Source organism: Pseudomonas sp. NPDC087626, assembly GCF_044743405.1.
GTDB lineage: Bacteria > Pseudomonadota > Gammaproteobacteria > Pseudomonadales > Pseudomonadaceae > Aquipseudomonas.
In genome coordinates, this window is the sequence record NZ_JBIUWJ010000016.1 from 93,425 (window position 1) to 114,774 (window position 21,350).

General features: G+C 63.5%; 16 protein-coding genes. 8 read left to right on the forward strand and 8 right to left on the reverse strand.

Annotation, left to right across the window (positions count from 1 at the left end):
* Window positions 1–13: 13 nt before the first annotated feature.
* The 8 genes from ACIOVD_RS15655 (at window position 14) to ACIOVD_RS15690 (ending at window position 9,688) form a co-directional block, all read left to right on the forward strand.
* Complete coding sequence (locus tag ACIOVD_RS15655) at window positions 14–274, forward strand: YeaC family protein (protein WP_095168815.1); 261 nt, start codon at window positions 14–16, stop codon at window positions 272–274.
* A complete protein-coding gene (locus ACIOVD_RS15660) occupies window positions 271–1,101 on the forward strand; it encodes a DUF2797 domain-containing protein (RefSeq protein WP_401128878.1) in 831 nt (276 codons plus the stop codon). Before ACIOVD_RS15655 ends, ACIOVD_RS15660 begins: the two co-directional genes overlap by 4 nt.
* A 13-nt stretch (window positions 1,102–1,114) precedes the next feature.
* Window positions 1,115–3,772: an aminopeptidase N gene (gene pepN / locus ACIOVD_RS15665; RefSeq protein ID WP_401128881.1), complete on the forward strand. Its 2,658-nt coding sequence runs from the start codon at window positions 1,115–1,117 to the stop codon at window positions 3,770–3,772.
* A 537-nt stretch (window positions 3,773–4,309) separates the two neighbouring features.
* A complete protein-coding gene (locus tag ACIOVD_RS15670; RefSeq protein WP_401128884.1) occupies window positions 4,310–5,362 on the forward strand; it encodes a WD40/YVTN/BNR-like repeat-containing protein in 1,053 nt (350 codons plus the stop codon).
* A gap of 37 nt (window positions 5,363–5,399) precedes the next feature.
* A complete protein-coding gene (locus ACIOVD_RS15675) occupies window positions 5,400–7,775 on the forward strand; it encodes an RND family transporter (protein WP_371917593.1) in 2,376 nt (791 codons plus the stop codon).
* A gap of 118 nt (window positions 7,776–7,893) precedes the next feature.
* Window positions 7,894–8,190: a DUF5629 family protein gene (locus ACIOVD_RS15680; protein ID WP_401128887.1), complete on the forward strand. Its 297-nt coding sequence runs from the start codon at window positions 7,894–7,896 to the stop codon at window positions 8,188–8,190.
* The gene (locus tag ACIOVD_RS15685) at window positions 8,177–9,352 is read left to right on the forward strand and encodes a lactonase family protein (RefSeq protein WP_401128889.1); all 1,176 of its coding nucleotides are present in this window, start codon (window positions 8,177–8,179) and stop codon (window positions 9,350–9,352) included. Before ACIOVD_RS15680 ends, ACIOVD_RS15685 begins: the two co-directional genes overlap by 14 nt.
* Window positions 9,353–9,508: 156 nt before the next feature.
* On the forward strand, window positions 9,509–9,688 hold the full coding sequence (locus ACIOVD_RS15690; RefSeq protein WP_095168809.1) for a hypothetical protein: 180 nt from the start codon (window positions 9,509–9,511) through the stop codon (window positions 9,686–9,688).
* 154 nt (window positions 9,689–9,842) lie between these two features.
* Here ACIOVD_RS15690 and ACIOVD_RS15695 read toward each other — a convergent pair whose 3' ends face one another.
* The 8 genes from ACIOVD_RS15695 to ACIOVD_RS15730 form a co-directional block, all read right to left on the reverse strand.
* Window positions 9,843–10,454 carry a glutathione S-transferase gene (locus ACIOVD_RS15695; RefSeq protein WP_401128892.1) on the reverse strand — a complete coding sequence of 204 codons (612 nt, stop codon included), beginning with the start codon at window positions 10,452–10,454 and terminating at the stop codon, window positions 9,843–9,845.
* Complete coding sequence (locus ACIOVD_RS15700) at window positions 10,451–14,092, reverse strand: AAA family ATPase (RefSeq protein ID WP_401128895.1); 3,642 nt, start codon at window positions 14,090–14,092, stop codon at window positions 10,451–10,453. The genes ACIOVD_RS15695 and ACIOVD_RS15700 overlap by 4 nt, the downstream gene beginning before the upstream one ends.
* On the reverse strand, window positions 14,089–15,333 hold the full coding sequence (locus ACIOVD_RS15705) for an exonuclease SbcCD subunit D C-terminal domain-containing protein (RefSeq protein ID WP_401128898.1): 1,245 nt from the start codon (window positions 15,331–15,333) through the stop codon (window positions 14,089–14,091). Before ACIOVD_RS15705 ends, ACIOVD_RS15700 begins: the two co-directional genes overlap by 4 nt.
* A 113-nt stretch (window positions 15,334–15,446) precedes the next feature.
* Complete coding sequence (locus ACIOVD_RS15710) at window positions 15,447–17,087, reverse strand: BatD family protein (protein WP_401128900.1); 1,641 nt, start codon at window positions 17,085–17,087, stop codon at window positions 15,447–15,449.
* Window positions 17,084–18,847, reverse strand: a complete 1,764-nt coding sequence (locus ACIOVD_RS15715; RefSeq protein ID WP_401128903.1) for a VWA domain-containing protein — start codon at window positions 18,845–18,847, stop codon at window positions 17,084–17,086. Before ACIOVD_RS15715 ends, ACIOVD_RS15710 begins: the two co-directional genes overlap by 4 nt.
* The gene (locus tag ACIOVD_RS15720; RefSeq protein WP_401128905.1) at window positions 18,844–19,920 is read right to left on the reverse strand and encodes a vWA domain-containing protein; all 1,077 of its coding nucleotides are present in this window, start codon (window positions 19,918–19,920) and stop codon (window positions 18,844–18,846) included. Before ACIOVD_RS15720 ends, ACIOVD_RS15715 begins: the two co-directional genes overlap by 4 nt.
* Complete coding sequence (locus tag ACIOVD_RS15725; protein WP_095168802.1) at window positions 19,913–20,407, reverse strand: DUF4381 domain-containing protein; 495 nt, start codon at window positions 20,405–20,407, stop codon at window positions 19,913–19,915. The genes ACIOVD_RS15720 and ACIOVD_RS15725 overlap by 8 nt, the downstream gene beginning before the upstream one ends.
* Window positions 20,404–21,348: a DUF58 domain-containing protein gene (locus ACIOVD_RS15730; RefSeq protein WP_095168801.1), complete on the reverse strand. Its 945-nt coding sequence runs from the start codon at window positions 21,346–21,348 to the stop codon at window positions 20,404–20,406. Before ACIOVD_RS15730 ends, ACIOVD_RS15725 begins: the two co-directional genes overlap by 4 nt.
* Window positions 21,349–21,350 lie beyond the last annotated feature (2 nt).

Genomic DNA, 21,350 nt, shown 5'->3' on the forward strand with positions numbered 1-21,350 from the left:
CACGGAGACCCTGATGTCCTCTTTTAGCGAAATGATCAACAACATCACCCCCGAGATCTACCAGAGCCTGAAACTGGCGGTGGAGATCGGCAAGTGGTCCGACGGCGGCAAACTCACCGCCGAGCAGCGTGAACTGTCGTTGCAGGCAATGATTGCCTGGGAAGTGCAGAACCTGCCCGAAGACCAGCGCACCGGCTACATGGGCCCGCAGGAATGCAGCTCCAAGTCGATCGAAGTGCCGAATATCCTGTTCAAGTCGGATGCCATCCATTGATCGAGATTGGCCGCGGTGCAATCAGTAAAATGTCGGCGCGCCTCGACGCGTCGGCGGTGCAATACGCTTTTCGCCTGGGCGATACCGAGGTGCCGGTCAACCCGCTGATCGGCAGCACGCTGCGCCTGGAATTCCTGGGGGCGATCCACTGCAGCCATTGTGGACGCAAGACCAAGACCAGCTTCAGCCAGGGTTACTGCTACCCGTGCATGACCAAGCTGGCGCAGTGCGACGTCTGCATCATGAGCCCGGAACGCTGTCACTACGACGCTGGCACTTGCCGCGACCCGGGCTGGGGCGAGCAGTTCTGCATGACCGATCACATTGTGTATCTGTCCAACTCATCCGGGGTCAAGGTCGGGATCACCCGCGCCACCCAGTTGCCGACCCGCTGGATCGACCAGGGCGCCCGCCAGGCACTGCCGATCATGCGGGTGTCGACCCGTCAGCAATCGGGGTTCGTCGAAGACCTGTTCCGCAGCCAGGTGGCCGACAAGACCAACTGGCGTGCCTTGCTCAAAGGCGAAGCGCCCACGGTCGACCTGGCCGCGGTTCGCGATCAACTGTTTGCCAGCTGTGCCGAAGGCCTGCAAGGCTTGCAGGCGCGTTTTGGCTTGCAGGCGATCCAACCGGTGACCGATGTCGAGCCGCTGGAGATCCATTACCCGGTGCAACAATACCCGGCGAAGATTGTCAGTTTTAACCTGGACAAGAACCCGATTGCCGAAGGCACGCTGATGGGGATCAAGGGCCAGTACCTGATCTTCGACACCGGCGTGATCAATATTCGTAAATACACGGCCTACCAGCTCGCCGTGCATCAGTAGAAGGATTCGAGCCATGCGCACCGAACAACCGAAGATGATTTACCTGAAGGACTATCAGGCGCCTGAGTACCTGATCGACGAGACGCACCTGACCTTCGAGTTGTTCGAGGACCACAGCCTGGTCCATGCGCAACTGGTGATGCGCCGCAACCCGGCCCAAGGCGCCGGCCTGCCGCCGCTGGTGCTCGACGGCCAGCAGCTGGAACTGCTGTCGGTGGCCCTGGGCGATAACACGCTGACGCCGGCCGACTATCAGTTGAGCGACAGCCACCTGACCCTGCACCCGACCAGCACCAGCTTCACGGTCGATACCAGCGTGCGCATCCACCCGCAAACCAACACCGCCCTGGAAGGCCTGTACAAGTCCAGTGGCATGTTCTGCACCCAGTGCGAGGCCGAGGGTTTTCGCAAGATCACCTACTACCTCGACCGCCCGGACGTGATGAGCAAGTTCACCACCACGGTCAGCGCCGAGCAGCACAGCTATCCGGTGCTGCTGTCCAACGGCAACCCGATTGCCTCAGGCCCAGGCGAAGACGGCCGGCACTGGGCGACCTGGGAAGACCCGTTCATGAAACCGGCCTACCTGTTCGCCCTGGTGGCCGGTGACCTGTGGTGCGTCGAAGACACCTTCACCACAATGACCGAACGCAGCGTGGCCCTGCGCATCTATGTCGAGCCGGAAAACATCGACAAGTGCCAGCACGCCATGAACAGCCTGAAGAAGTCCATGCGCTGGGACGAAGAAGTCTACGGTCGCGAGTACGACCTGGACATCTTCATGATCGTCGCGGTCAACGACTTCAACATGGGTGCCATGGAGAACAAGGGTCTCAACATCTTCAACTCCAGTTGCGTGCTGGCCCGTGCCGAAACCGCCACCGATGCCGCCCACCAGCGGGTCGAGGCGGTGGTCGCCCACGAGTACTTCCACAACTGGTCGGGCAACCGCGTGACGTGCCGCGACTGGTTCCAGTTGTCGCTCAAGGAAGGTTTCACGGTGTTCCGCGATGCCGAGTTCTCCGCTGACATGCATTCGCGCACCGTCAAGCGGATCGAGGACGTCGCCTACCTGCGCACCCATCAGTTCGCCGAGGATGCCGGCCCCATGGCGCATGCCGTGCGCCCGGACAGCTTCATCGAGATTTCCAACTTCTACACCCTGACGGTCTACGAGAAGGGCTCGGAAGTGGTGCGCATGATCCGCACCTTGCTCGGCAACGAAGGGTTCCGCAAAGGCAGCGACCTATACTTCGAGCGCCATGACGGTCAGGCCGTGACCTGTGATGATTTCATCAAGGCCATGGAAGACGCCAACGCGGTCGACCTGACCCAGTTCAAGCGCTGGTACAGCCAGGCTGGCACGCCACGCCTGGCGGTCAGCGAGTCGTACGATGCCGCGGCCAGGACCTACAGCCTGACCGTGCGCCAGAGCTGCCCGGAAACCCCGGACAAGGTGCAGAAACTGCCGTTCGTGATTCCCCTGGAACTGGGCCTGCTGGACCGCCAGGGCGCGGCGATTGCCCTGCGCCTGAGCGGCGAAGCGGCGGCCAGTGGCACCTCCCGCGTGCTGTCGGTGACCGAAGCCGAACAGACTTTCACCTTCCTCGACATTGCCGAACACCCGCTGCCGTCCTTGCTGCGCGGTTTCTCGGCACCGGTGAAACTGAGCTTCCCGTACAACCGCGACCAATTGATGTTCCTGATGCAGCACGACAGCGACGGCTTCAACCGTTGGGAAGCCGGCCAGCAACTGTCGGTGCAAGTGCTCCAGGAACTGATCGGCCAGCACCAGGCGGGGCAGGCACTGGCCCTCGACCAGCGTTTGATCGAAGCGCTGCGCAGCGTGCTCGCCGATCCGGGCCTGGACCAGGCCATGGTTGCCGAAATGCTCTCGCTGCCGAGTGAAGCCTACCTGACCGAAATCAGCGAAGTGGCGGACGTCGAGGCCATTCATGCCGCCCGTGAATTTGCTCGCAAACAACTGGCCGAGCAACTGTTCGAAGGGTTGTGGCTGCGTTATCAGGCCAATCGCGAGCTGTCCCGGCAGACACCGTACCTCGCTGAGGCCGAGCACTTTGCCCGGCGCAGCCTGCAGAACATCGCCTTGTCCTACCTGATGCTCAGCGCCAAGCCTGAAGTCCTGGCCGCGACCCTTGAGCAGTTCGAGGCCTGCGACAACATGACCGAGCGCCTGACGGCGTTGGCGGTGCTGGTCAATTCGCCGTTCGAGGCCGAGAGGGCCAAGGCCCTGGCGAGCTTCGCCGAGCACTTCAAGGACAATCCGCTGGTCATGGACCAGTGGTTCAGCGTTCAGGCTGGCAGCGGCCTGCCGGGTGGCTTGCAGCGCGTGCGGCAACTGATGGAGCACCCGGCGTTCAACCTCAGGAACCCGAACAAGGTCCGGGCGCTGGTGGGGGCGTTCGCCGGGCAGAACCTGATCAACTTCCACGCCGCCGACGGCTCGGGCTATCGCTTCCTCGCCGACCTGGTGATCGAGCTCAACGGCTTCAATCCGCAGATCGCCTCGCGCCAACTGGCGCCGTTGACCCGCTGGCGCAAATACGACAGCGCCCGCCAGGCGCTGATGAAAGCTGAACTGGAACGCATCCGCGCCTCGGGCGAGCTGTCCAGCGACGTCTTCGAGGTGGTCAGCAAAAGCCTGGCTTAGGTAGGAGCGGGCTCCCGCTTGCGGTGCCCGCTTGCGGCACCTGCTTGCGGTTTCCTATTCAACATCGATGGCGCCTGACCCACCGCCATCGCGAGCAAGCTCGCTCCCACAGGTTTGCTGTATGTGATGCAAAATCTGCGAACAGCAGAATCTACTAATGTAGGAGCGAGCCTGCTCGCGAAAAACGTCAACGATAACGCGTGTATTCAGTATAAACGCGGCGTCGTTGAGTTCTTCGCGAGCAAGCTCGCTCCTACAAAAGGGCTTAACTGATCGGCATTAACCTTCGTGGCCTTTTTTCATCATGCGCACTAATGCCTTGCCATTCAGCGCCTACCCTTACTCCCCAAGTTAACAAAACATAACGTGGCGTCGATTGTCAGACGATTCTAAAGCTGGATAGGATAGGCCAGCTTCCGAGAAGGGGCTCTAGATTGCAGGTTTCAGCTCAACGCTGAATCCGGTCATCTGGTAGCACGCCCCGCACGGCGCCCTGAAAGGTTGAACGACCTAACAATAATAATGGGGGAAAGGTCTATGAGTGAGCCTGTCATGGGTGTGGGTATTGGCCGCCCGCCGGCACTACGCAGATTCGCGTTGCTGGCTACAGCGCTCTCGCTGTTGGGCAGCGCGGTCCTGTCGGCACCGGCCCTGGCGAATGCCACGCCAGCCGTCGATACGGTCTATTCCATTGAATCGGCCAAGTCCGCCAAGGGCTTGATGCTCGATGTCGTGCATGCCGGCAAACGGCTGATCGCGGTCGGTGACCGCGGGCACATTCTCTATTCCGATGACCAGGGCAGCACCTGGACCCAGGCCAAGGTGCCTTCGCGGCAGTTGCTGACCTCGGTGTTCTTCGTCGATGACCAGCATGGCTGGGCCGTCGGTCACGATGCGCAGATCCTCGCCAGCGCCGACGGCGGAGTGACCTGGACCAAGCAGTTCGAAGACCTCAAGCGCGAAGCGCCGTTGCTCGACGTCTGGTTCAAGGACGCCAGCAACGGCTTTGCCGTGGGTGCCTATGGCGCGCTACTGGAAACCACCGACGCCGGGAAAACCTGGGAAGACGTCAGTGACCGCCTCGACAACGAAGATCAGTACCACCTCAACGGCATTGCCGCGGTCAAGGATGCCGGCCTGTTCATCGTCGGAGAGCAGGGCAGCATGTTCCGCTCCGCCGACTGGGGCCAGACCTGGGAACGGGTCGAAGGCCCGTACGAGGGTTCGCTGTTCGGGGTCATCGGCACCGCCCAGCCATCGACGCTGCTGGCCTACGGCTTGCGCGGCAACCTGTTCCGCTCCAGCGATTTTGGCAGCACCTGGGAGCCGGTCGAGCTCAAGGCCGCGCGCGGCGCCCTGGAATTCGGCCTGTCTGGCGCGACCTTGCTCGAGGATGGCTCGATCGTGATCGTCGGCAACGGCGGCAGCGTGGTGCGCAGCAATGACGACGGGCAGACCTTCAGTGTGTTCAATCGCCCAGACCGGATTTCGGTGGCGGGCGTCACGGCGGCAGGCAACGGCAATTTGATTTTGGTCGGACAGGGCGGCGTTCGCGCCACTTCGCCAACCGGCGCAGAACTGAATAAATGAGCCGGGCAAATAATAAGAAGGCGGAGAAATGACATCCATGAGCAGTCATCATCAAGACAAGGCGACGTTTCTCGAGCGCCTGATTTTCAACAACCGCCCGGCAGTCATCGTGATCTGCCTGCTGGTGAGCATTTTCCTGTTCTGGCAGGCGACGCTGATCCGGCCTTCGACCAGCTTCGAAAAAATGATCCCGCTGCAGCATCCGTTCATTGAAAAAATGATGGAACATCGCAACGACCTGGCGAACCTGGGCAACACCGTGCGGATTTCGGTGGAGGCCACCAACGGTGACATCTTCTCCAAGGAGTACATGGAGACCCTGCGCCAGATCAACGACGAGGTGTTCTACATCTCCGGCGTCGATCGCTCGGGCCTGAAGTCGCTGTGGAGCCCCAGCGTACGCTGGACCGAAGTGACCGAGGAGGGCTTTGCCGGCGGCGAAGTGATCCCGCAGAGCTACAACGGCTCGGCCGACAGCCTCGAACTGCTGCGCAACAACGTGCTCAAGTCCGGCCAGGTCGGGCGCCTGGTGTCCAACGACTTCAAGTCGAGCATCGTCGACATTCCGCTGCTGGAGTCCTACCCGGACCCGCAAGACCAGGGCAAGCTGCTGGCGCTGGACTACCAGAAGTTCTCCCACGAACTTGAAGACAAGATCCGCAACAAGTTCGAGCAACAGAACCCCAACATCAAGATTCACATCGTCGGTTTTGCCAAGAAGGTCGGTGACCTGATCGATGGCCTGATCATGGTGGTGCTTTTCTTCGGCGTGGCCTTTGTCATCACCCTGGTCCTGCTGTTGTGGTTCACCAACTGCGTGCGCAGCACCATCGCCGTACTGAGTACCACCCTGGTGGCGGTGATCTGGCAACTGGGCTTGATGCATGCGTTCGGCTTCGGCCTGGACCCGTACTCGATGCTGGTGCCGTTCCTGATCTTCGCCATCGGTATTTCCCACGGCGTGCAGAAAATCAACGGTATCGCCCTGCAATCCAGCGAGGCCGACAACGCGCTGACCGCAGCCCGGCGTACCTTCCGCCAGCTGTTCCTGCCGGGCATGATCGCGATCCTGGCGGACGCGGTGGGCTTCATTACCTTGCTGATCATTGACATCGGGGTGATTCGCGAGCTGGCCATCGGCGCCTCCATCGGCGTGGCGGTGATCGTGTTCACCAACCTGATCCTGTTGCCGGTGGCGATTTCCTACGTCGGCATCAGCAAGCGTGCTATCGCCAAAAGCAAGAAAGACGCGACCCGCGAACACCCGTTCTGGCGCCTGCTGTCGAACTTCGCCAGCTCCAAAGTCGCGCCGGTGTCGATCCTGATCGCCCTGATCGCCTTCGGTGGCGGCCTGTGGTACAGCAAGAACCTGAAAATCGGTGACCTCGACCAGGGCGCACCGGAGCTGCGTCCGGACTCGCGCTACAACAAGGACAACAACTTCATCATCAACAACTATTCCACCAGCTCCGACGTACTGGTGGTGATGGTCAAGACCAAGTCCGAAGGCTGCTCGCGCTACGAGGCCATGGCACCGATCGATGAGCTGATGTGGAAAATGCAGAACACCGAGGGCGTGCAGTCGGCGATTTCCCTGGTGACCGTGTCCAAGCAGATGATCAAGGGCATGAACGAGGGCAACCTGAAATGGGAAACCCTGTCGCGTAACCCTGACGTGCTGAACAACTCCATCGCCCGCGCCGACGGCCTGTACAACAACAGTTGCTCCCTGGCGCCGGTGCTGGTGTTCCTCAACGACCACAAGGCCGAAACCCTCGACCGCGCGGTGCATGCGGTGCAGGAGTTTGCCAAGGAAAACAACAAGGACGGCCTGGAGTTCATCCTTGCCGCCGGTAACGCCGGGATCGAGGCGGCCACCAACGAGGTGATCAAGGAGTCGGAGCTGACCATCCTGATCCTGGTCTACATCTGTGTCGCCACCATGTGCATGATCACCTTCCGTTCCTGGGCGGCGACCTTGTGCATCGTCCTGCCGCTGGTCCTGACCTCGGTGCTGGGCAACGCCCTGATGGCCTTCATGGGCATCGGCGTGAAGGTTGCAACCTTGCCGGTGGTGGCGCTCGGGGTGGGGATTGGCGTGGACTACGGCATCTACATCTACAGCCGCCTGGAAAGCTTCCTGCGCGCCGGCCTGCCATTGCAGGAGGCTTACTACCAGACGCTGAAATCCACCGGCAAGGCGGTGCTGTTCACCGGCCTGTGCCTGGCCATCGGCGTGTGCACCTGGATCTTCTCGGCGATCAAGTTCCAGGCCGACATGGGCCTGATGCTGACCTTCATGCTGCTGTGGAACATGTTCGGCGCCCTGTGGCTGTTGCCAGCCCTGGCGCGGTTCCTGATCAAGCCGGAGAAACTGGCAGGGCAGAAGGGTAATTCGCTGTTTGCCCACTGATCCTGACCTGAAGTGAAAGAACCGCAGCCCCAGGGTTGCGGTTTTTTTTTGCCGGTTCGCTGCGCTGTCGGGCTCACGGCCGCTATCATTGCGCCTTTCAACTTGATGATTGATCGCCATGACTGCTGCAACCGATACCTTGCTCACCATTCTCGAAACCTGCGACATGCTGGAAATCGATGGCCTGCACGCCTTCGACTTCTCGTTGGACGAGGAGGATCAGTTGCACATCGAGTGCATGGATGGCCGCGCGGCCAAGCATTGGGTGTTCAGCCTGGCCCAGGTACAGGCGGCCGTGTTCGACGCCGACCTGCAGAGCTGGACCCTGCGCGGCGATGCCGGTGAGCACCGCCTGGTGTGCATGAGCGCGTTCAGTGGCAGCAATGATGAAGGCGAAGACCATGGCGATGCGTAACCTCTGGCCGCTCCTGGTGGCCAGCAGCTTCGCCGCGATGGGGGTGCAGGCCGCTCCCGTCGAGCCCCATGAACTGTTGATTGGCAGCTACACCCAAGGCCAGAGCCAGGGCATCTATCGCCTGCAGTTCGACAGCCGCAGCGGCCAGCTCGACGCCACGCCGTTGCAAGTGTTCCAGAGCGCCAACCCTTCGTGGCTGACCTTGTCCCGCGATCAGCGGCAACTGTTCGTGGTCAACGAGAATGGCCCCGGACAAGCTGACGTGGTCGGACGCGTCAGCAGCCTGGCGATCGACCCGAAGACCCGCCAACTGAGCTTGATCAACCAGGTACAGAGCCTGGGCAACGAGCCGACTCATTCGAGCCTCAGCGCCGATGGCCAGTACCTGTTCGTCAGCAACTACTCGGTAGCGGCCGACCCGGGTGGCAGCCTGGCGGTCTTGCCGGTCAGCCGCGAGGGCCGATTGTCGCCACCAGTGCAACTGAGCAGCCATCCGGCGAGCCGGGTCAACCCCGAGCGCCAGATGTCGGCCCACGTGCATTCGACGGTGTCGTCACCGGACGGTCGGTTCGTGTTTTCCAATGACCTGGGGGCCGACCAGGTGTTTGTCTATCGCTACGACCCCAAGGCTAATCCGGAGCACCCGCTGACGGCCGCCACGCCAGCCTCGGTGCAGTTGCCACCAGGCAGCGGGCCACGGCACCTGCTGTTCGCCGCCGATGGCAAGCATGCCTACCTGAGCATGGAGATGAGCGCGCAAGTCGCGGTGTTCGACTACCAGGATGGCACGCTGACCCAGCGCCAACTGGTGGACCTGGCAGCCGGGCAGCCAGCGGAGAAAAAAGCCGCAGCCGCGTTGCATGCTTCTGCCGATGGCAAGTTCCTCTACGTCAGCAACCGCGGTACGGCCAACGAGCTGCTGGTGTTTGCCATCGACCCGAGCACGGGTGAGCTCAAGGAGCTGCAACGGCGTTCGGTGGAAGGCGATCATCCCCGCGAGTTCAGCCTCGATCCGAGTGGCCGGTTTGTGTTGGTGGCCAACCAGAAAAGTAACCAGATCGTCGTCATCGAGCGTGATGGACACAGCGGCCTGCTGGGTAAAACCGTGCAGAAGCTGGCGTTCGATGCGCCCAGCGATCTCAAGTTCCTGTCCCGCCCGTAAGCGTGAGGCCCCGCCTGACGGGGCTTGCACCGTTGTATTAATCGCAGTGATATCGGCTACTGATACAAAAGATTTCAAGCGCGCCAACCCTCGGGCGTAAGTTTGCTTCACGGCCTACACAGGCAAGCAAGCCAACTGCACACGAGGGTTACCGCCATGAACTTCAATCTCTTCTCCGTCATCGCCGCGTCCGCCATCTCAGCCAGCGTAGTGCTGCCAGCCAATGCCAGCGTCGAGATCAACGACAAAAGAACCGGCACCCAGACCTACACCCAGAAATACCTGCAACAGAGCGCCAATTTCTATGCGGCGCTGGATCACAAAGTCCAGCATTGATCTGCCAGGCACCAAGTGTGACACCATCAATGGTGCCTGTTCCGCCGCCATCGCGAGCGGGTCGCTCCCACGGGTTTGCAAAATCACTGTGGGAGCGGGCTTGCCCGCGATGAGGCCGGCATAGCCAACATCAATGGTGCCTGATTCAGTGGTATCAGTGATGCTCGGGTTGCTTGGCCATGATCGCCGTGAACAACGGCGACTCGATCATCCCCGTAAGCCACACCTGCAACTGCGTATACGGTAGCTGCGCGAAGCCGTCGCGGTCGACGTGGGCGAACTGGCGGATAAAGGGCATCAGGGCAATGTCGGCCAGGCTTGGGTGATCGGCCACTAGATAGCGCTGCTGTTGCAGCAAGCCATCGAGCTTGCGCAGGAACACTTCGCCCTCGGCGCGGTAGTGCTCCCTGGAATGCTCCGGGTAGCGCTCGGCGTACTTGTAGCGATTGAGGCTGACCTTGAACACCTGGTCGTTTTCTTCGATCAGCGCCGCCGTCAGTGATTGAGCGACAGGGTTGTCCTTGAGCAACCAGTCCTCGGGATCGTTCTGCTCCAGCGCCCAGGCCATGATCTGCAGGCTTTCGTCGATCACTCGGCCATCGGTACTCAGTACCGGCACCGTGCCCTTGCTTGAAAGCGCGAGCATCTCCGGCGGCTTGGCCTTGAGGCTGACTTCGACGATGGCCAATGGCACCGCGCTATAGCGCAGCGCCATGCGTGCCCGCATGGCGTAGGGGCAGCGGCGGAAGGAATACAGCCGGTTCATTTCACCTCCAGGGTGCTCAGTCCGTTGCCTTGGCGACGCACCTGAATCTGCACCGGAATCCGCTCGTGCATTTCCTGCACGTGGGAAATCACCCCCACCTTGCGTCCCTGGGCCTGCAGGCCGTCGAGGGCGTCCATCGCCAGTTGCAGCGACTCCGGATCGAGACTGCCAAAACCTTCGTCGATGAACAGCGACTCGATTTTCAAGGTGCTCGAAGCCATCGAGGCCAGGCCCAGGGCTAGCGCCAGCGAGACCAGGAAGGTTTCCCCGCCGGACAATGAATGCACCGAACGCAGTTCGTCGCCCATCTCGGTGTCCATCACCAGCAGGCCGAGCATGCTGCCGCCGCGCTTGAGCCGGTAGCGCCGCACCAGTTGGCGCAATTGCACGTTGGCGTGATGCACCAGCAGGTCGAGGTTGTAGGCCTGGGCGATCTTGCGGAAAGTGTCGCCGGTGGCCGAGCCGATCAAGGCATTGAGCCGGGCCCAGCGCTGCCACTCCAGATACGCCTGGCTGATGCGTTGCGCCAGCGCCTGGTTGGCATCCTGGCGTCGTTGATCCTCGGCCTGTTGTGCGCGCAACTCGGCGCATTGTTGTTCGCTGATGGCGGCCTGTGCTTGCAGATCGCCCAGGGCCGCGGCCAGTTGTTCGCCGTCCAGGTAAGCGTTGTGCTGGGCCTGATGTTCGTGCAGGCGCTGCTCGCGTTCCTGCAGCAAGACCTTGGCTTGCTCGATCGCGGTTTCGCTGCGTTGCAACTGTTGGCGCAACTGGCTGACCTGTTCGTCGCTGTAACCCAGCAACTGCGCAAGGCCTGCGTCGTCGAGTTCGGGGTGCAGGGCACGCCATTCGGCGACGTTGCTCTGCAGTGCTTGGCGTTCGCTGTCCAGCGCCTGCTGGCGCTGTTGCTGGGCCTTGAGTTCGGCTGCCAGCTGAATGAGCTGGCTATGCACTTCCTGCAGTTGCTGGCTGGCCGTGGCTTGTGCCTCGCGCGACAGTTCGAGCGCCTGCTCCAGTTGTGTTTGCCAGGCTTCGGCACTCGGCTGTTCACCCAGCAGCGCACTGAGTTGCTGTTGGGCGCCGTGCAGCTGTGCGCTGAGCAGGGCGTGCTGCTGTTGCGCGGCCTCGGTCTGTTGCAGCCGGGTCAGTTGGCGGTCTTGTTCCATTTCCAGGCTTGGCTGGCGTTGCTGCTGCTCGTCCAGTTCTTCACGCTGGCGCGCCAGTTGCTCCAGGCGCTGGGCCACCTGTTGGTCGAGCTGGAGGAAGGTCGCTGCAGGTTCATGGCGCAGGCCTTCAAGGATGGCGCTCGGGAGCAGGTTGGCGAAAGCGGCAAGCTCTTCGTCCAGGCGTAGGCGGTCGTTGCCCAGTTCGCGCTGTTGCAAGGTCAGCTGTTGCGCCGCCTGCTGGCTGGCCTGCTCGGCGGCCTGCAGTTGCTGCGCCAGGCGCGCGGCGTCCTGTTGCAGGGTGAGCAGGGCGCCCTGGCGCTGTTCGTCCTGGCTGAGGTTCTGGTTCAACTGAGTGTTTTGCTGGGCCAGCCAGGCTTCGCGGCGGCCAGGATCCTGCGCCAGCAACTGGGCTGCCAGCGGATGGGCTTCCAGGCTCGGGGCCAGGCTCTGCTGCTGGGTGAGCAGGTTTTCCTGCTGTTGCAGCAGCTCTTTTTGCTGGGCGATCACGCCGCCGACTTCGGCGCGCAGTTCGGCGAGGGTTTCCTTGAGCAGGTCGACGGCTTTCTGGGCGCTGGCCTGTTCGTTTTCATCGTGTCGGCCCAGGCTTTGCAACAAGGCCTCGGGCTGGTGATACGGGTGCTCGACACTGCCGCAGACCGGGCATGGCTGATCGTCCTGCAACTGCCCGCGTAACTCCTCGACACTGGCGCTGCGGGCCAGGCGTTGGCGCTCCAGCAGCGCTTGGGTGACGGTCAGTGTCTGCTCGGCCACGGTCAGCTCGGCCTTGGCTTGAACGCCTTCGCGGGTCAGGCGTTCGCGTTCGCCCTGGGCACTGTGCAGGCGCTGTTGCAGGGCTTGCCCGCGATTGTCCAGCTCCTGTTGGTTGGCCCACAGCCGCGTCAGCTCTTCCACCGCCCGCAGTTGCTTGCGGTTGTCTTGCAGCAGGCTGCCGAGAATCTGGATCTGCTCGGCGACTGCCTGAGGTTCGACGTCGGCTTCGCTGTACAGCACCTGTAGCAGCTGACGCTGCTCCTCCAGGCGGCTGGCGCTGGTGCTCGCCTGATGTTGCAGCCCCTGCAGTTCCGCCTCGCCTTGTTTCAGGCGATTGCCCACCAGCATCAGTTGCTGCAAGCGCTCGCGGTGCAGGTTCCAGGCATCGCTGACCGGCGCCCACTGCAGGCTTTGCTCCAACTGGCTGGCGATGCTGACCAGGCGCTCGGCCACGCGCTGTTGTTGTTCGAGCATCTGGGTGATGGCTTGCTGGCCTTGCAGGCTTGCCTGTTCGGCGCTCTGCTTGAGCTCCGCCGAGGCGCTGATGGCCTGGGTCAGTCGCGCCAGGTTGCCTTGTTCTTCGAATGCCTGACGCAGCAGCGGAACATTGTTGGTGTGCTGCTGTTGCGCCTGAATCAGTGCCGCCTTGGCCGACTCCAGGCTCAGTTCCAGCTGTGCCTGACGGGCCAGTTGTTCGGCCTGTTGGGCGCTGTGGTGCTGGATCGATGCGGCCAAGGGGCTCAACTGCGCATCTAGCTCGGCCTGGCGGGCAAACTGGTGGCGTTGCGGGGCCAGGTGCTCCAGGCGCTTGAGGTTCAGCCGTGCGTCCGCCAGGGCATCCCAGGCGTGCTGGGCTTGTTGCAGTTGCTCGGCGCCCGCCAGTTGCTGGTCCTGGATCTGTTGCAGTTCCTTGAGCCAGGTGTGCTGCAGTTCCAACTGCTTGAGCTGCGCCTGTTGGGTCTTCAACTGCTGCTGGGCCTGGCTGAAACGCTGGTCGAGTTCGGTGCGGGCCTCGGGCTCCAGGGGGGTGACGCCGCTGGCCTGGTCCTGCAGCTGTTTGTGCAGCTCGCGGGTTTCCTTGCTCTTGTCGAAGGCGCGTTTGCCCAGACGGGTGTAGAGCGCGGTGTCGGTGAGTTTTTCCAGCAGTTCGCTACGGTCGTTGTCGTCGGCCTTGAGGAAGGCGCTGAATTCGCTCTGGGCGAGCATCACCGCCCGGGTGAACTGTTCGAAGTTCAGGCCCAGTACCGCTTCGAGCTGGGTCTTGTATTCACCTTTCTGGCTGGCCAGTAGTTGATCGGTGTCCAGGTCGCGCAGGCTCTGGCGGCTGGCCTGCAGTTTGCCGTTGGCTTTTTCCCGGGCGCGGTTGGCTTCCCAGCGCGCGCGGTAGCGCCGGCCATCAATGCCGAGGAAGTCGACCTCGGCGTAGCCGTCGCCAGTGCCGCGGCGCAGCAGGGTGCGTGGATCGCCGGTGGCGATTTCGCCGTCGGCGTCCGGGACCTTGGCGTCACGCCCGGTGTTGTTGAGTCGCGGTACGGCGCCAAACAGGGCCAGGCACAAGGCGTCGAGCAGGGTACTTTTGCCGGCGCCGGTGGGGCCGGTGATCGCAAACAGGCCGGCACTGGCCAGCGGTTCGGCGCTGAAGTCGATCTCGAACGGCCCGGCCAGCGAGGCCAGGTTCTTCAGGCGGATGGCGAGGATCTTCATGGCTGTTCGCTCTCCTGCTGAACGTCTTGCAGCAGTTGCGCAAAATCGCTGAGGGTCTGTTCGTCGACGGCGCTGCCGTAATTATCCAGCCAGGCGCGACTGAACAGCTCCTGGGGTGTCAGTTGGTCCAGTTCGATCAAGGTGTCGCCCTCATCGCTGCCGCCCCCCGCGCCGCTGCCGGCGTATTCGGCGGCGATCCGCACCAGGCGCACGGCTTTGCCTTGCAAGGCGTTTTCCACCTGTTGACGCAGGTCCGGTTGCGGCTCGTCAAGGCGCACCCGTACCTCCAGCCAGGGCTGGCGCTGGACATCGGCCAGCAGGTCGATGTCGGGCAGTGCTGCCAGTTGGCCGAGGATCTCGGCCAACGGTGCCGGGCCCATGCGTTGCAGGTTGACTGCCCGCGGAATCAGGCGCGGCTCGACGCTGACCAGGGTCGAGCCGTCAAGACGCACGTCGAGGATCTGGTGCTGGTAGCCAATTTCGGAAAACGACAAGGGGATGGGTGAACCGCAGTAGCGAATGCGCTCCTCGCCGTTGACCTTCTGCGGCTTGTGCAGGTGGCCGAGGGCGACGTAGCTGATGCTCGGGCCAAACAGGCTGGCGGGCAGGGCTTCGGCGTTGCCGATGATCAGGCTGCGCTCGGAGTCCTCGGACACCGAGCCGCCGGCCATGTGCGCATGACTGATGGCGATCAGCGCCTGGCCCGGCTGGCGCTTGGCGTTGGCGGCTGCGATCAGCCACTCATGCACCTGGCCGATGCCGCGCAGGTAGTTGTCGCCCAGGTGGGCGCCGGTGACTTCGGCAGGGCGCAGAAATGGCAGTGCCAGGCACCAGCCGGCGATCTCGCCCGAGGCGTCGGGCAGCGGGATCAGCAAACGTTCGGCATCCAGTTGCCCGTCATCGAGCCACAGCACTCGGCCCAGGGCGTGGGTGCGCAGGCGGCGCATCAGCGGCGCGGGCAGTTCGATCCGGGAGCCGGAATCGTGGTTGCCGGCGATCATCACGATGCTCAGCGCGGGCTGTTGTTCGTGGGCACTGACGATGAAGTCGTACAGGCGTTCCTGGGCTTTGACCGGTGGGTTGACCGTGTCGAAGATATCGCCAGCGATCAGCAGCACGTCGGGCTTTTCCTGCCCCAGTTGACGCAGCAGCCAGTCGAGGAAACAACCGTGTTCGTAGTCGCGTTCCTGGCCATGCAGGTTTTGCCCAAGGTGCCAGTCGGAGGTGTGAAACAGACGCAAGGCAAACTCCGCTCATTCTGAAAGAGGTGGACTGTGTAGGAGCAACGCTTGCTGGCGATAACGTTCTTTGGGACGTGATCACCTTCAAGCCTTGCCCCTGCAGGGTATCGAAATTACTTAGGATAAAGCGGCGGCAAGCCACTGTCGCCCACCGGGTCCTGGACCCGTTCGGCGGTGGGGATGGCGCGGATCGCGCGCCACAGGTCTTCGCCTTGCCAGTGTTGTCCGGTTTCGCTGTAGAGCGCGCCGTTGAGGCCGTCGAGGGCGTCGGACAGCGGTACGAAGCGCGCCGCCATGTCAGCCAGGGTTTCCGGTTGCTGGCGCGCCCAGGCGTCCAGCGCCTGGCGGGTGGCCTGGGGGTCGTTGGCCTGGCTGGCGCGCTTGAGGTCATCGAGCAGGGTGCGTGGGCTCGGCCCGGTCTGGGCGGCGCGCAGGATCGCCGGTTGCCAGCGCGCGCGCCACCACAGGCCGAAGCCGAGCAGGGTGGTGCAGGATAGGATCAGCGTGGCGAGCTTCCAGTACCACAGCGCTTCGCTGTCGGCGGTGGGCTGGGCCGGCGCGTTGCCGGCCGGGGTGTCGATCATCAAGTTCGGGTTGTTCTGGATGTGCAGGGTTCGCGCCGGCAGGCTGCTGCGTTCCAGGCGGTCTTCGTCGGTGTTCCACCACACCACCTCGACGCCCGGCAACTCGATGTTGCCACTGCGGGTGGGGACCAGGGCTTCGCGGTCCTCGCGGCTACCGATCAGGCCACGGTCGCTCTGCTGATTGCTCAGTTGCGGTTGGTCGGGGTAGCGGCGCAGGCCGCTGACGTCAGTCGCCGGCAAGGGCGGCAGTTGCGAACTGGCCAAGCCTTCGGCCTTGAGCGTCAGGCTGCGGGTCAGCGAGTCGCCGACCTGGCTGCGGTCCGGTTCCGGGTTCCAGTGTTCCCCCAGGCTCAGGCTTCGGGCCGGTAGCCATGGGGTATCCGGCGGATATTCGGCGGGCTTGACCTTGACGGTCAGGGTGGTCTCGGCGGAGCTGACGCGCAGCAACTTGCCGGATTTCGGCCCCTGGGCCGCGGAGTCTTGGCTCGGCTGGGCGTCCACCAGGGTGGCGCTGAATATCTGCGGCGGGATGCTCAGGACACCGCTGTGCTGCGGGTAAATGGCATAGCGCTGTTCAATCACCCCATGGCGCAGGTCATTGATGACTTTTTCGTAGGTGCGCGACTCGCCCAGCGGTTCGACGCGCGCATCGGGAATCTGCAGCGGTGTGATATTGCTGTCGTCGTACAGCGACACCGAGTGGTAGATGCGCAGGGTCAGGATGGCCTGGGCCTGCACGTAGACGCTGTCCTGATCCAGGCTGGCCTCGACGAACACCGGTGCCAGTTTGCTCGGGGTGTCCTGGGTCTGGCTTTGCACCACGGTCAGCTCAATCGGTTCGCTGGTGAATTCCCCCAGTTGCAACGGCGCAATTACCACGCTGCCGGTGAGCTTGGGCAGCAGGGTGATGATCCAGCGGGTGGTGGCGTGATTTTCGCCGTTGAGGCTGGTCAATTGGTTGACCTGACGGGTGCCGCGTACTTCGAACTGCGCCTCCAGGGCACTCAGGTCGGGTTTGCCGAAAAGCGTGACATCGTTGGATTCCAGGGTCAGCTCTACCGTTTCCCCGGAACTCAGTTGGTTGCGGTCGACGCTGGCGACCAGGCCCGCCGCCTGGGTTTGCAGGGTGCAGAACAGCAGGCCGAGCAAGAGTGCGGTGCAGCGGTTCATCGAGTTTTTCCCTGATCTTGATGTTGTTGCTGTTCGTACCAGAACTTGCGTCTGAGCAGTTCTCCCGGTTCATCGGGGATTTTACGCAGCCATTGTTCCAGCGCTTCGCGGTGTTCGCCATTGAAGTCGTTATCGGCGCTGCTCAGCGGTGGGGTGGTGGTTCGCTCGTCGCCCAGCTCACTGCCCGGCACTTCATTATCACCCGGCTGGGGCGGGTGGTCGGGGTCGGGTTGCGGCTCGGCTGGATTCTCCACCACGGGTTCGGCTGGCTCGCTCGGGGTCTCGGCGGGCTGTTCTGCGCTGCTGGAAGGCGGTGTCGCAGTCCCCGGCGGCGGTGTTTGTGCACCGGCTGGCGGGGTTTCCTCACTGGTTGGTTCTGGCTCGGTGGCAGGCGGCGTGGCGTTCTGCTTGATCAGCGCCTCGACCAGGGCTTTGTTGGTTTGTGCCGGGCGCAATTCCGGTTGTTGCTCCAGGGCTTGCTCGTAGGCATCCAGCGCCGCTTCCAGTTCACCGCTCTTGGCCAGGGCGTTGCCGCGATTGTAGTGGGCCCGGGCGTCGCTGCCCTGGGCGAAACGTTCGGCGGCCGCGGCATACTGGCCGGCCTCGTACAGCGCCACCCCTTGCCATTGCGGGTCCTGGAAATGCTCGGCGGCGGCCAGCGGCTGCTTCTGGCGGAGCAGGTGCAGGCCCTGTTGATCAGGGCGCAACCACAGGTCGTTGAACTCGAAGGCCTGGCTCGGTTGCGGCAGCATGAACAACAGCGGCAGGCACAACAGCCAGCCCCTGCGCCCGGCGCAGGCGGCGAGCAGCAACAGCGGTAGTAACAGCCAATAGCCCTGGTCGGCCCAAGTGTCGAGGCGCAAGGTCTGGCCGTCTTCACGCAGGCTGTGGGGTGCGTCAAACAGGCCCAGGCCGCGCAGGTCACTGTCATCCACCCGCGCCTGGCGATAGCGGCCGCCCAGCTCATTGGCAAAGGCTTTTAAACTCGGGCTGTCCAGGCGTGGCACCAGGATCGCGCCCTGGGCGTCCTTGAGGAAGCTGCCATCCTCGGCGGTGACAGGTGCACCCTGGGGCGTGCCGATGCCCAGCATCAACCACTGCGGGGCCTGCCCGCGCAGGGCCTGGCGAATACCCTGGCGCTCCTGTTCGCTTAGAGACGAGCCGATCAACAGGATTCGTCCCTGGCCCAGGGCGCCACGCTCCAGCAAGGTCAGTGCCTTGGCCACGGCGAGGTCGGCGCGCTGGCCGACTTGCGGCATGATCGAGGGCTTGAGGGCTTCGAGCAGGTTGCGGCTGGTGGCCAGGTCATCCGACAGCGGCACCAGGGTGTGGGCGCTGCCGGAATACACGACGATTGCGGTTTGCGCATCGCTGCGGCTCTGCAGCAGGTCGAGTAGTTTGCGCCGCGCTTGCTCGAGGCGCGTCGGCGTGACGTCGGTGGCGAGCATTTGCGGGGTCAGTTCGAGCAATACCACCAGCGGGTCGGCAGGTTTTTGCGCGGACTGTTCGACCCGGTCCCAGCTCGGACCGAGCAGCGCCAGCACGGCCAGCAGCCACGCCAGGCCGAGGACGATCCACGGGGTCTTGCTCTCACGGCCACTGCCACCCTTGAGCAGTGCGGCGTGAAAGGCCGGCGGCAGGATCATCTGCCAGCGCCCGGCACGTTTTTGCCGGTGCCAGAGTTGCCACAGCAACCAGCCCAGCAGCGGCAGCAGCAGTAACCACCAGGGGCGGAACCAATGGGGCCAGAGGGCGATCATCGACGCCTCCGCAGACGCAGGCGTTTGAGCCGTTGGCGCCAGTCCGGGTGCTGTTGCAGAAAGTGCGATGAATTCAACAGGCGTTGCAGTGGGTTGTGCGGCCAGCGTTCGCGAATCGCCAGCAGCATGCTCATCAGCAACGCTGCCGCCAATGGCCAGCTGTACAACGCCTGGGCGGGGCGGGCCTGGGTGGGTTGCTGGATCACCGGTTCCAGTTCGTCGAGGGTCTGCTTGATCGCCTCCAGCTCGGCACCGTCGCGGGCGCGGAAGTAGCGCCCGCCGGTGGCCTCGGCAATTGCCTTGAGCGCCGGCTCGTCAAGGTCCAGGCTCGGGTTGAGGCCGAGCAGGCCCAGGGTCCCGGTTTGTTCCGGGTCGGCGCCGATGCCGATAGGGTAGATTTTCACGCCTTCTTCGGCTGCCAGGCGTGCGGCTGTCAGGGGATCGATTTCGCCGCCATTGTTGGCGCCATCGGTGACCAGGATCAGCACTCGGCTTTGCGCCGGACGCTGGCGCAGGCGCTTGAGGGCCAGGCCGATGGCGTCGCCAATGGCGGTGTTCTTGCCGGCGATGCCGATCCGCGCCTCGTCGAGCCAGACCCGCACGGTGCGGCGGTCGAACGTCAGCGGGGCCTGCAGGTAGGCCTGGCTGCCGAACAGGATCAGGCCGACCCGGTCACCATCGCGCTGCTCGAGAAAGTCGCCCAGCAGGTGTTGGACCAATTCCAGGCGGCTGACGTCTTCGCCTTGCCACTGCATGTCGGGAAAGTCCATCGAGCCGGACACATCGATGGCCACCAGCAAATCGCGGCCACTGGCGGCGATTGGCAACGGCTCACCCAGCCATTGCGGGCGGGCAGCGGCTACCAGCAGCAGCAACCACAGGAGTATGAACGGTGCCTGCTGGCGCCAGGCCGGCAGGTTGGCTCGGGCGCGACGGCGCGCCAGGCCTTCAAGGTCGCTGAGGAAGCTGACCTTGAGCGCCGGCTCGCCACTGTCGGCCACCGGCAGCAGCACGCGCATCAGCCACGGCAGCGGCAGCAAGGCGAAAATCCACGGCCAGGCGAACTCAAACATGTTTGCGGATCCAGGTGTCGATGGCCTGGGTCAGGCCGGCGATGGCCTTGTCATCGAGTTTGCATTCCGGCTTGTAGGCGCCTTCGACCAGGATCATCCAGCGGGTGAGGCCGGCAGCGGGGCAACGGTTATCGAGGAACGCCAGCCATTTGCGGCCGTTGAGGGTGTGGCTCTGGCTGTAGGGATAGTCGTTGCGGCACAGGCGCTTGAGCAACCCGTTGAGTTGTTGCAGCCAGGCCCCGGCCGGTGCGCCGTCGTAGGGCTTGGGCATCTGCGCCAGCTCGGCCAGCGCCGCGACCCGCAGTGGGTCCAGAGGTTGGTCGGCGCGCACCAGGTTGCGCTTGACCGGCAGCAACCGGCGCAACTGCCACAGGCCAAAGCCGAGCGCAGGCAGCAGCAGGAGCAACAGCCACCAGCCCGGGGCAGGCGGCCAGAACGGGATCGGCGGGGGCGTCATCAGCGGTTGCAGTTGCTCGAGGCTGCTCATTGGCTTTTCCCCGGGCGTTGCGGGTTGAGGTATTCGCGCAGTTGCTCGACCATTTCGCTCTGGGTGCTCAGTGGCATCAGCAGCACCCGCAGTTTTTGCGCCAGCAACTCCCAGCGGGCGATCCGCGCTTCGGCCTGGGCGCGATAGCTCTGGCGCAGTTCGACGTTCAGGGTGTCGAGCTCCAGTTGCGCGCCGCGCTCGGCAAAGCGCAACAGGCCGGCGGCGGGGAGGGCGTGGTCCAAGGGGTCGGACAGCGGCAGCAGCAACAGGTCGCAGTGGCGTGACAGCAGGCTCAGCTGCTGCTCGGCGCCCTCGGTCAGGGCGCGCTCGTCGCAGATCACGATCACCAGGCTGCCGGGGCGCAACACTTCCCGGGCGCGACGCAGGGCCATGCCGAGGTCGTCGCTGGGCGGTTCACCTTCGGTGCTCAGGCTCTGATTGACTCGCACCAGGCGGTTGAGCAACTGCAGCAGGCTCTGTTTGCTGCGTCGTGGTTTGATCTCGTAGTGTTCGTTGTCGCCATAGACCAGTCCGCCCACCCGGTCGTTGTGGCCGAGCGCGGCCCAGCCGATCAGGCTCGCGGCCTGGGCGGCGAGGACTGACTTGAACATCAGCCCAGAACCGAAAAACAAGCGGCGGCTTTGCTCGACCATGATGAAGATCGGGCGTTCGCGTTCTTCGTGAAACAGCTTGGTGTGGGGTTCCTGGGTGCGTGCGGTGACGCGCCAGTCGATGGTGCGCACGTCGTCGCCAGCCTGGTAGACCCGCACCTGGTCGAAGTCCACGCCACGCCCGCGTAGCTTGGAGTGGTGCAGGCCGATCAGCGGGCTGCGCTGGCTCGGTGTGGAAAACAGCTGGACTTCGCGCACGCGATGGCGCATCTCGATCAGCTCCGAGAGGCTGACACGGATGCCCGGCTCGGGCGCTGCGGGGGTGCTCATCG

Excerpts from the sequence above, each read along its gene's own strand:
- ACIOVD_RS15730 (WP_095168801.1), bottom strand. The coding sequence starts at position 21,348 with ATGAGCACCCCCGCAGCGCCCGAGCCGGGCATCCGTGTCAGCCTCTCG.
- ACIOVD_RS15695 (WP_401128892.1), bottom strand. The coding sequence starts at position 10,454 with ATGAACCGGCTGTATTCCTTCCGCCGCTGCCCCTACGCCATGCGGGCA.
- ACIOVD_RS15680 (WP_401128887.1), top strand. The coding sequence starts at position 7,894 with ATGACTGCTGCAACCGATACCTTGCTCACCATTCTCGAAACCTGCGAC.
- ACIOVD_RS15710 (WP_401128900.1), bottom strand. The coding sequence starts at position 17,087 with ATGAACCGCTGCACCGCACTCTTGCTCGGCCTGCTGTTCTGCACCCTG.
- ACIOVD_RS15720 (WP_401128905.1), bottom strand. The coding sequence starts at position 19,920 with ATGTTTGAGTTCGCCTGGCCGTGGATTTTCGCCTTGCTGCCGCTGCCG.
- ACIOVD_RS15725 (WP_095168802.1), bottom strand. The coding sequence starts at position 20,407 with ATGAGCAGCCTCGAGCAACTGCAACCGCTGATGACGCCCCCGCCGATC.
- ACIOVD_RS15715 (WP_401128903.1), bottom strand. The coding sequence starts at position 18,847 with ATGATCGCCCTCTGGCCCCATTGGTTCCGCCCCTGGTGGTTACTGCTG.
- pepN (WP_401128881.1), top strand. The coding sequence starts at position 1,115 with ATGCGCACCGAACAACCGAAGATGATTTACCTGAAGGACTATCAGGCG.
- ACIOVD_RS15700 (WP_401128895.1), bottom strand. The coding sequence starts at position 14,092 with ATGAAGATCCTCGCCATCCGCCTGAAGAACCTGGCCTCGCTGGCCGGG.
- ACIOVD_RS15670 (WP_401128884.1), top strand. The coding sequence starts at position 4,310 with ATGAGTGAGCCTGTCATGGGTGTGGGTATTGGCCGCCCGCCGGCACTA.
- ACIOVD_RS15690 (WP_095168809.1), top strand. The coding sequence starts at position 9,509 with ATGAACTTCAATCTCTTCTCCGTCATCGCCGCGTCCGCCATCTCAGCC.
- ACIOVD_RS15675 (WP_371917593.1), top strand. The coding sequence starts at position 5,400 with ATGAGCAGTCATCATCAAGACAAGGCGACGTTTCTCGAGCGCCTGATT.
- ACIOVD_RS15685 (WP_401128889.1), top strand. The coding sequence starts at position 8,177 with ATGGCGATGCGTAACCTCTGGCCGCTCCTGGTGGCCAGCAGCTTCGCC.
- ACIOVD_RS15655 (WP_095168815.1), top strand. The coding sequence starts at position 14 with ATGTCCTCTTTTAGCGAAATGATCAACAACATCACCCCCGAGATCTAC.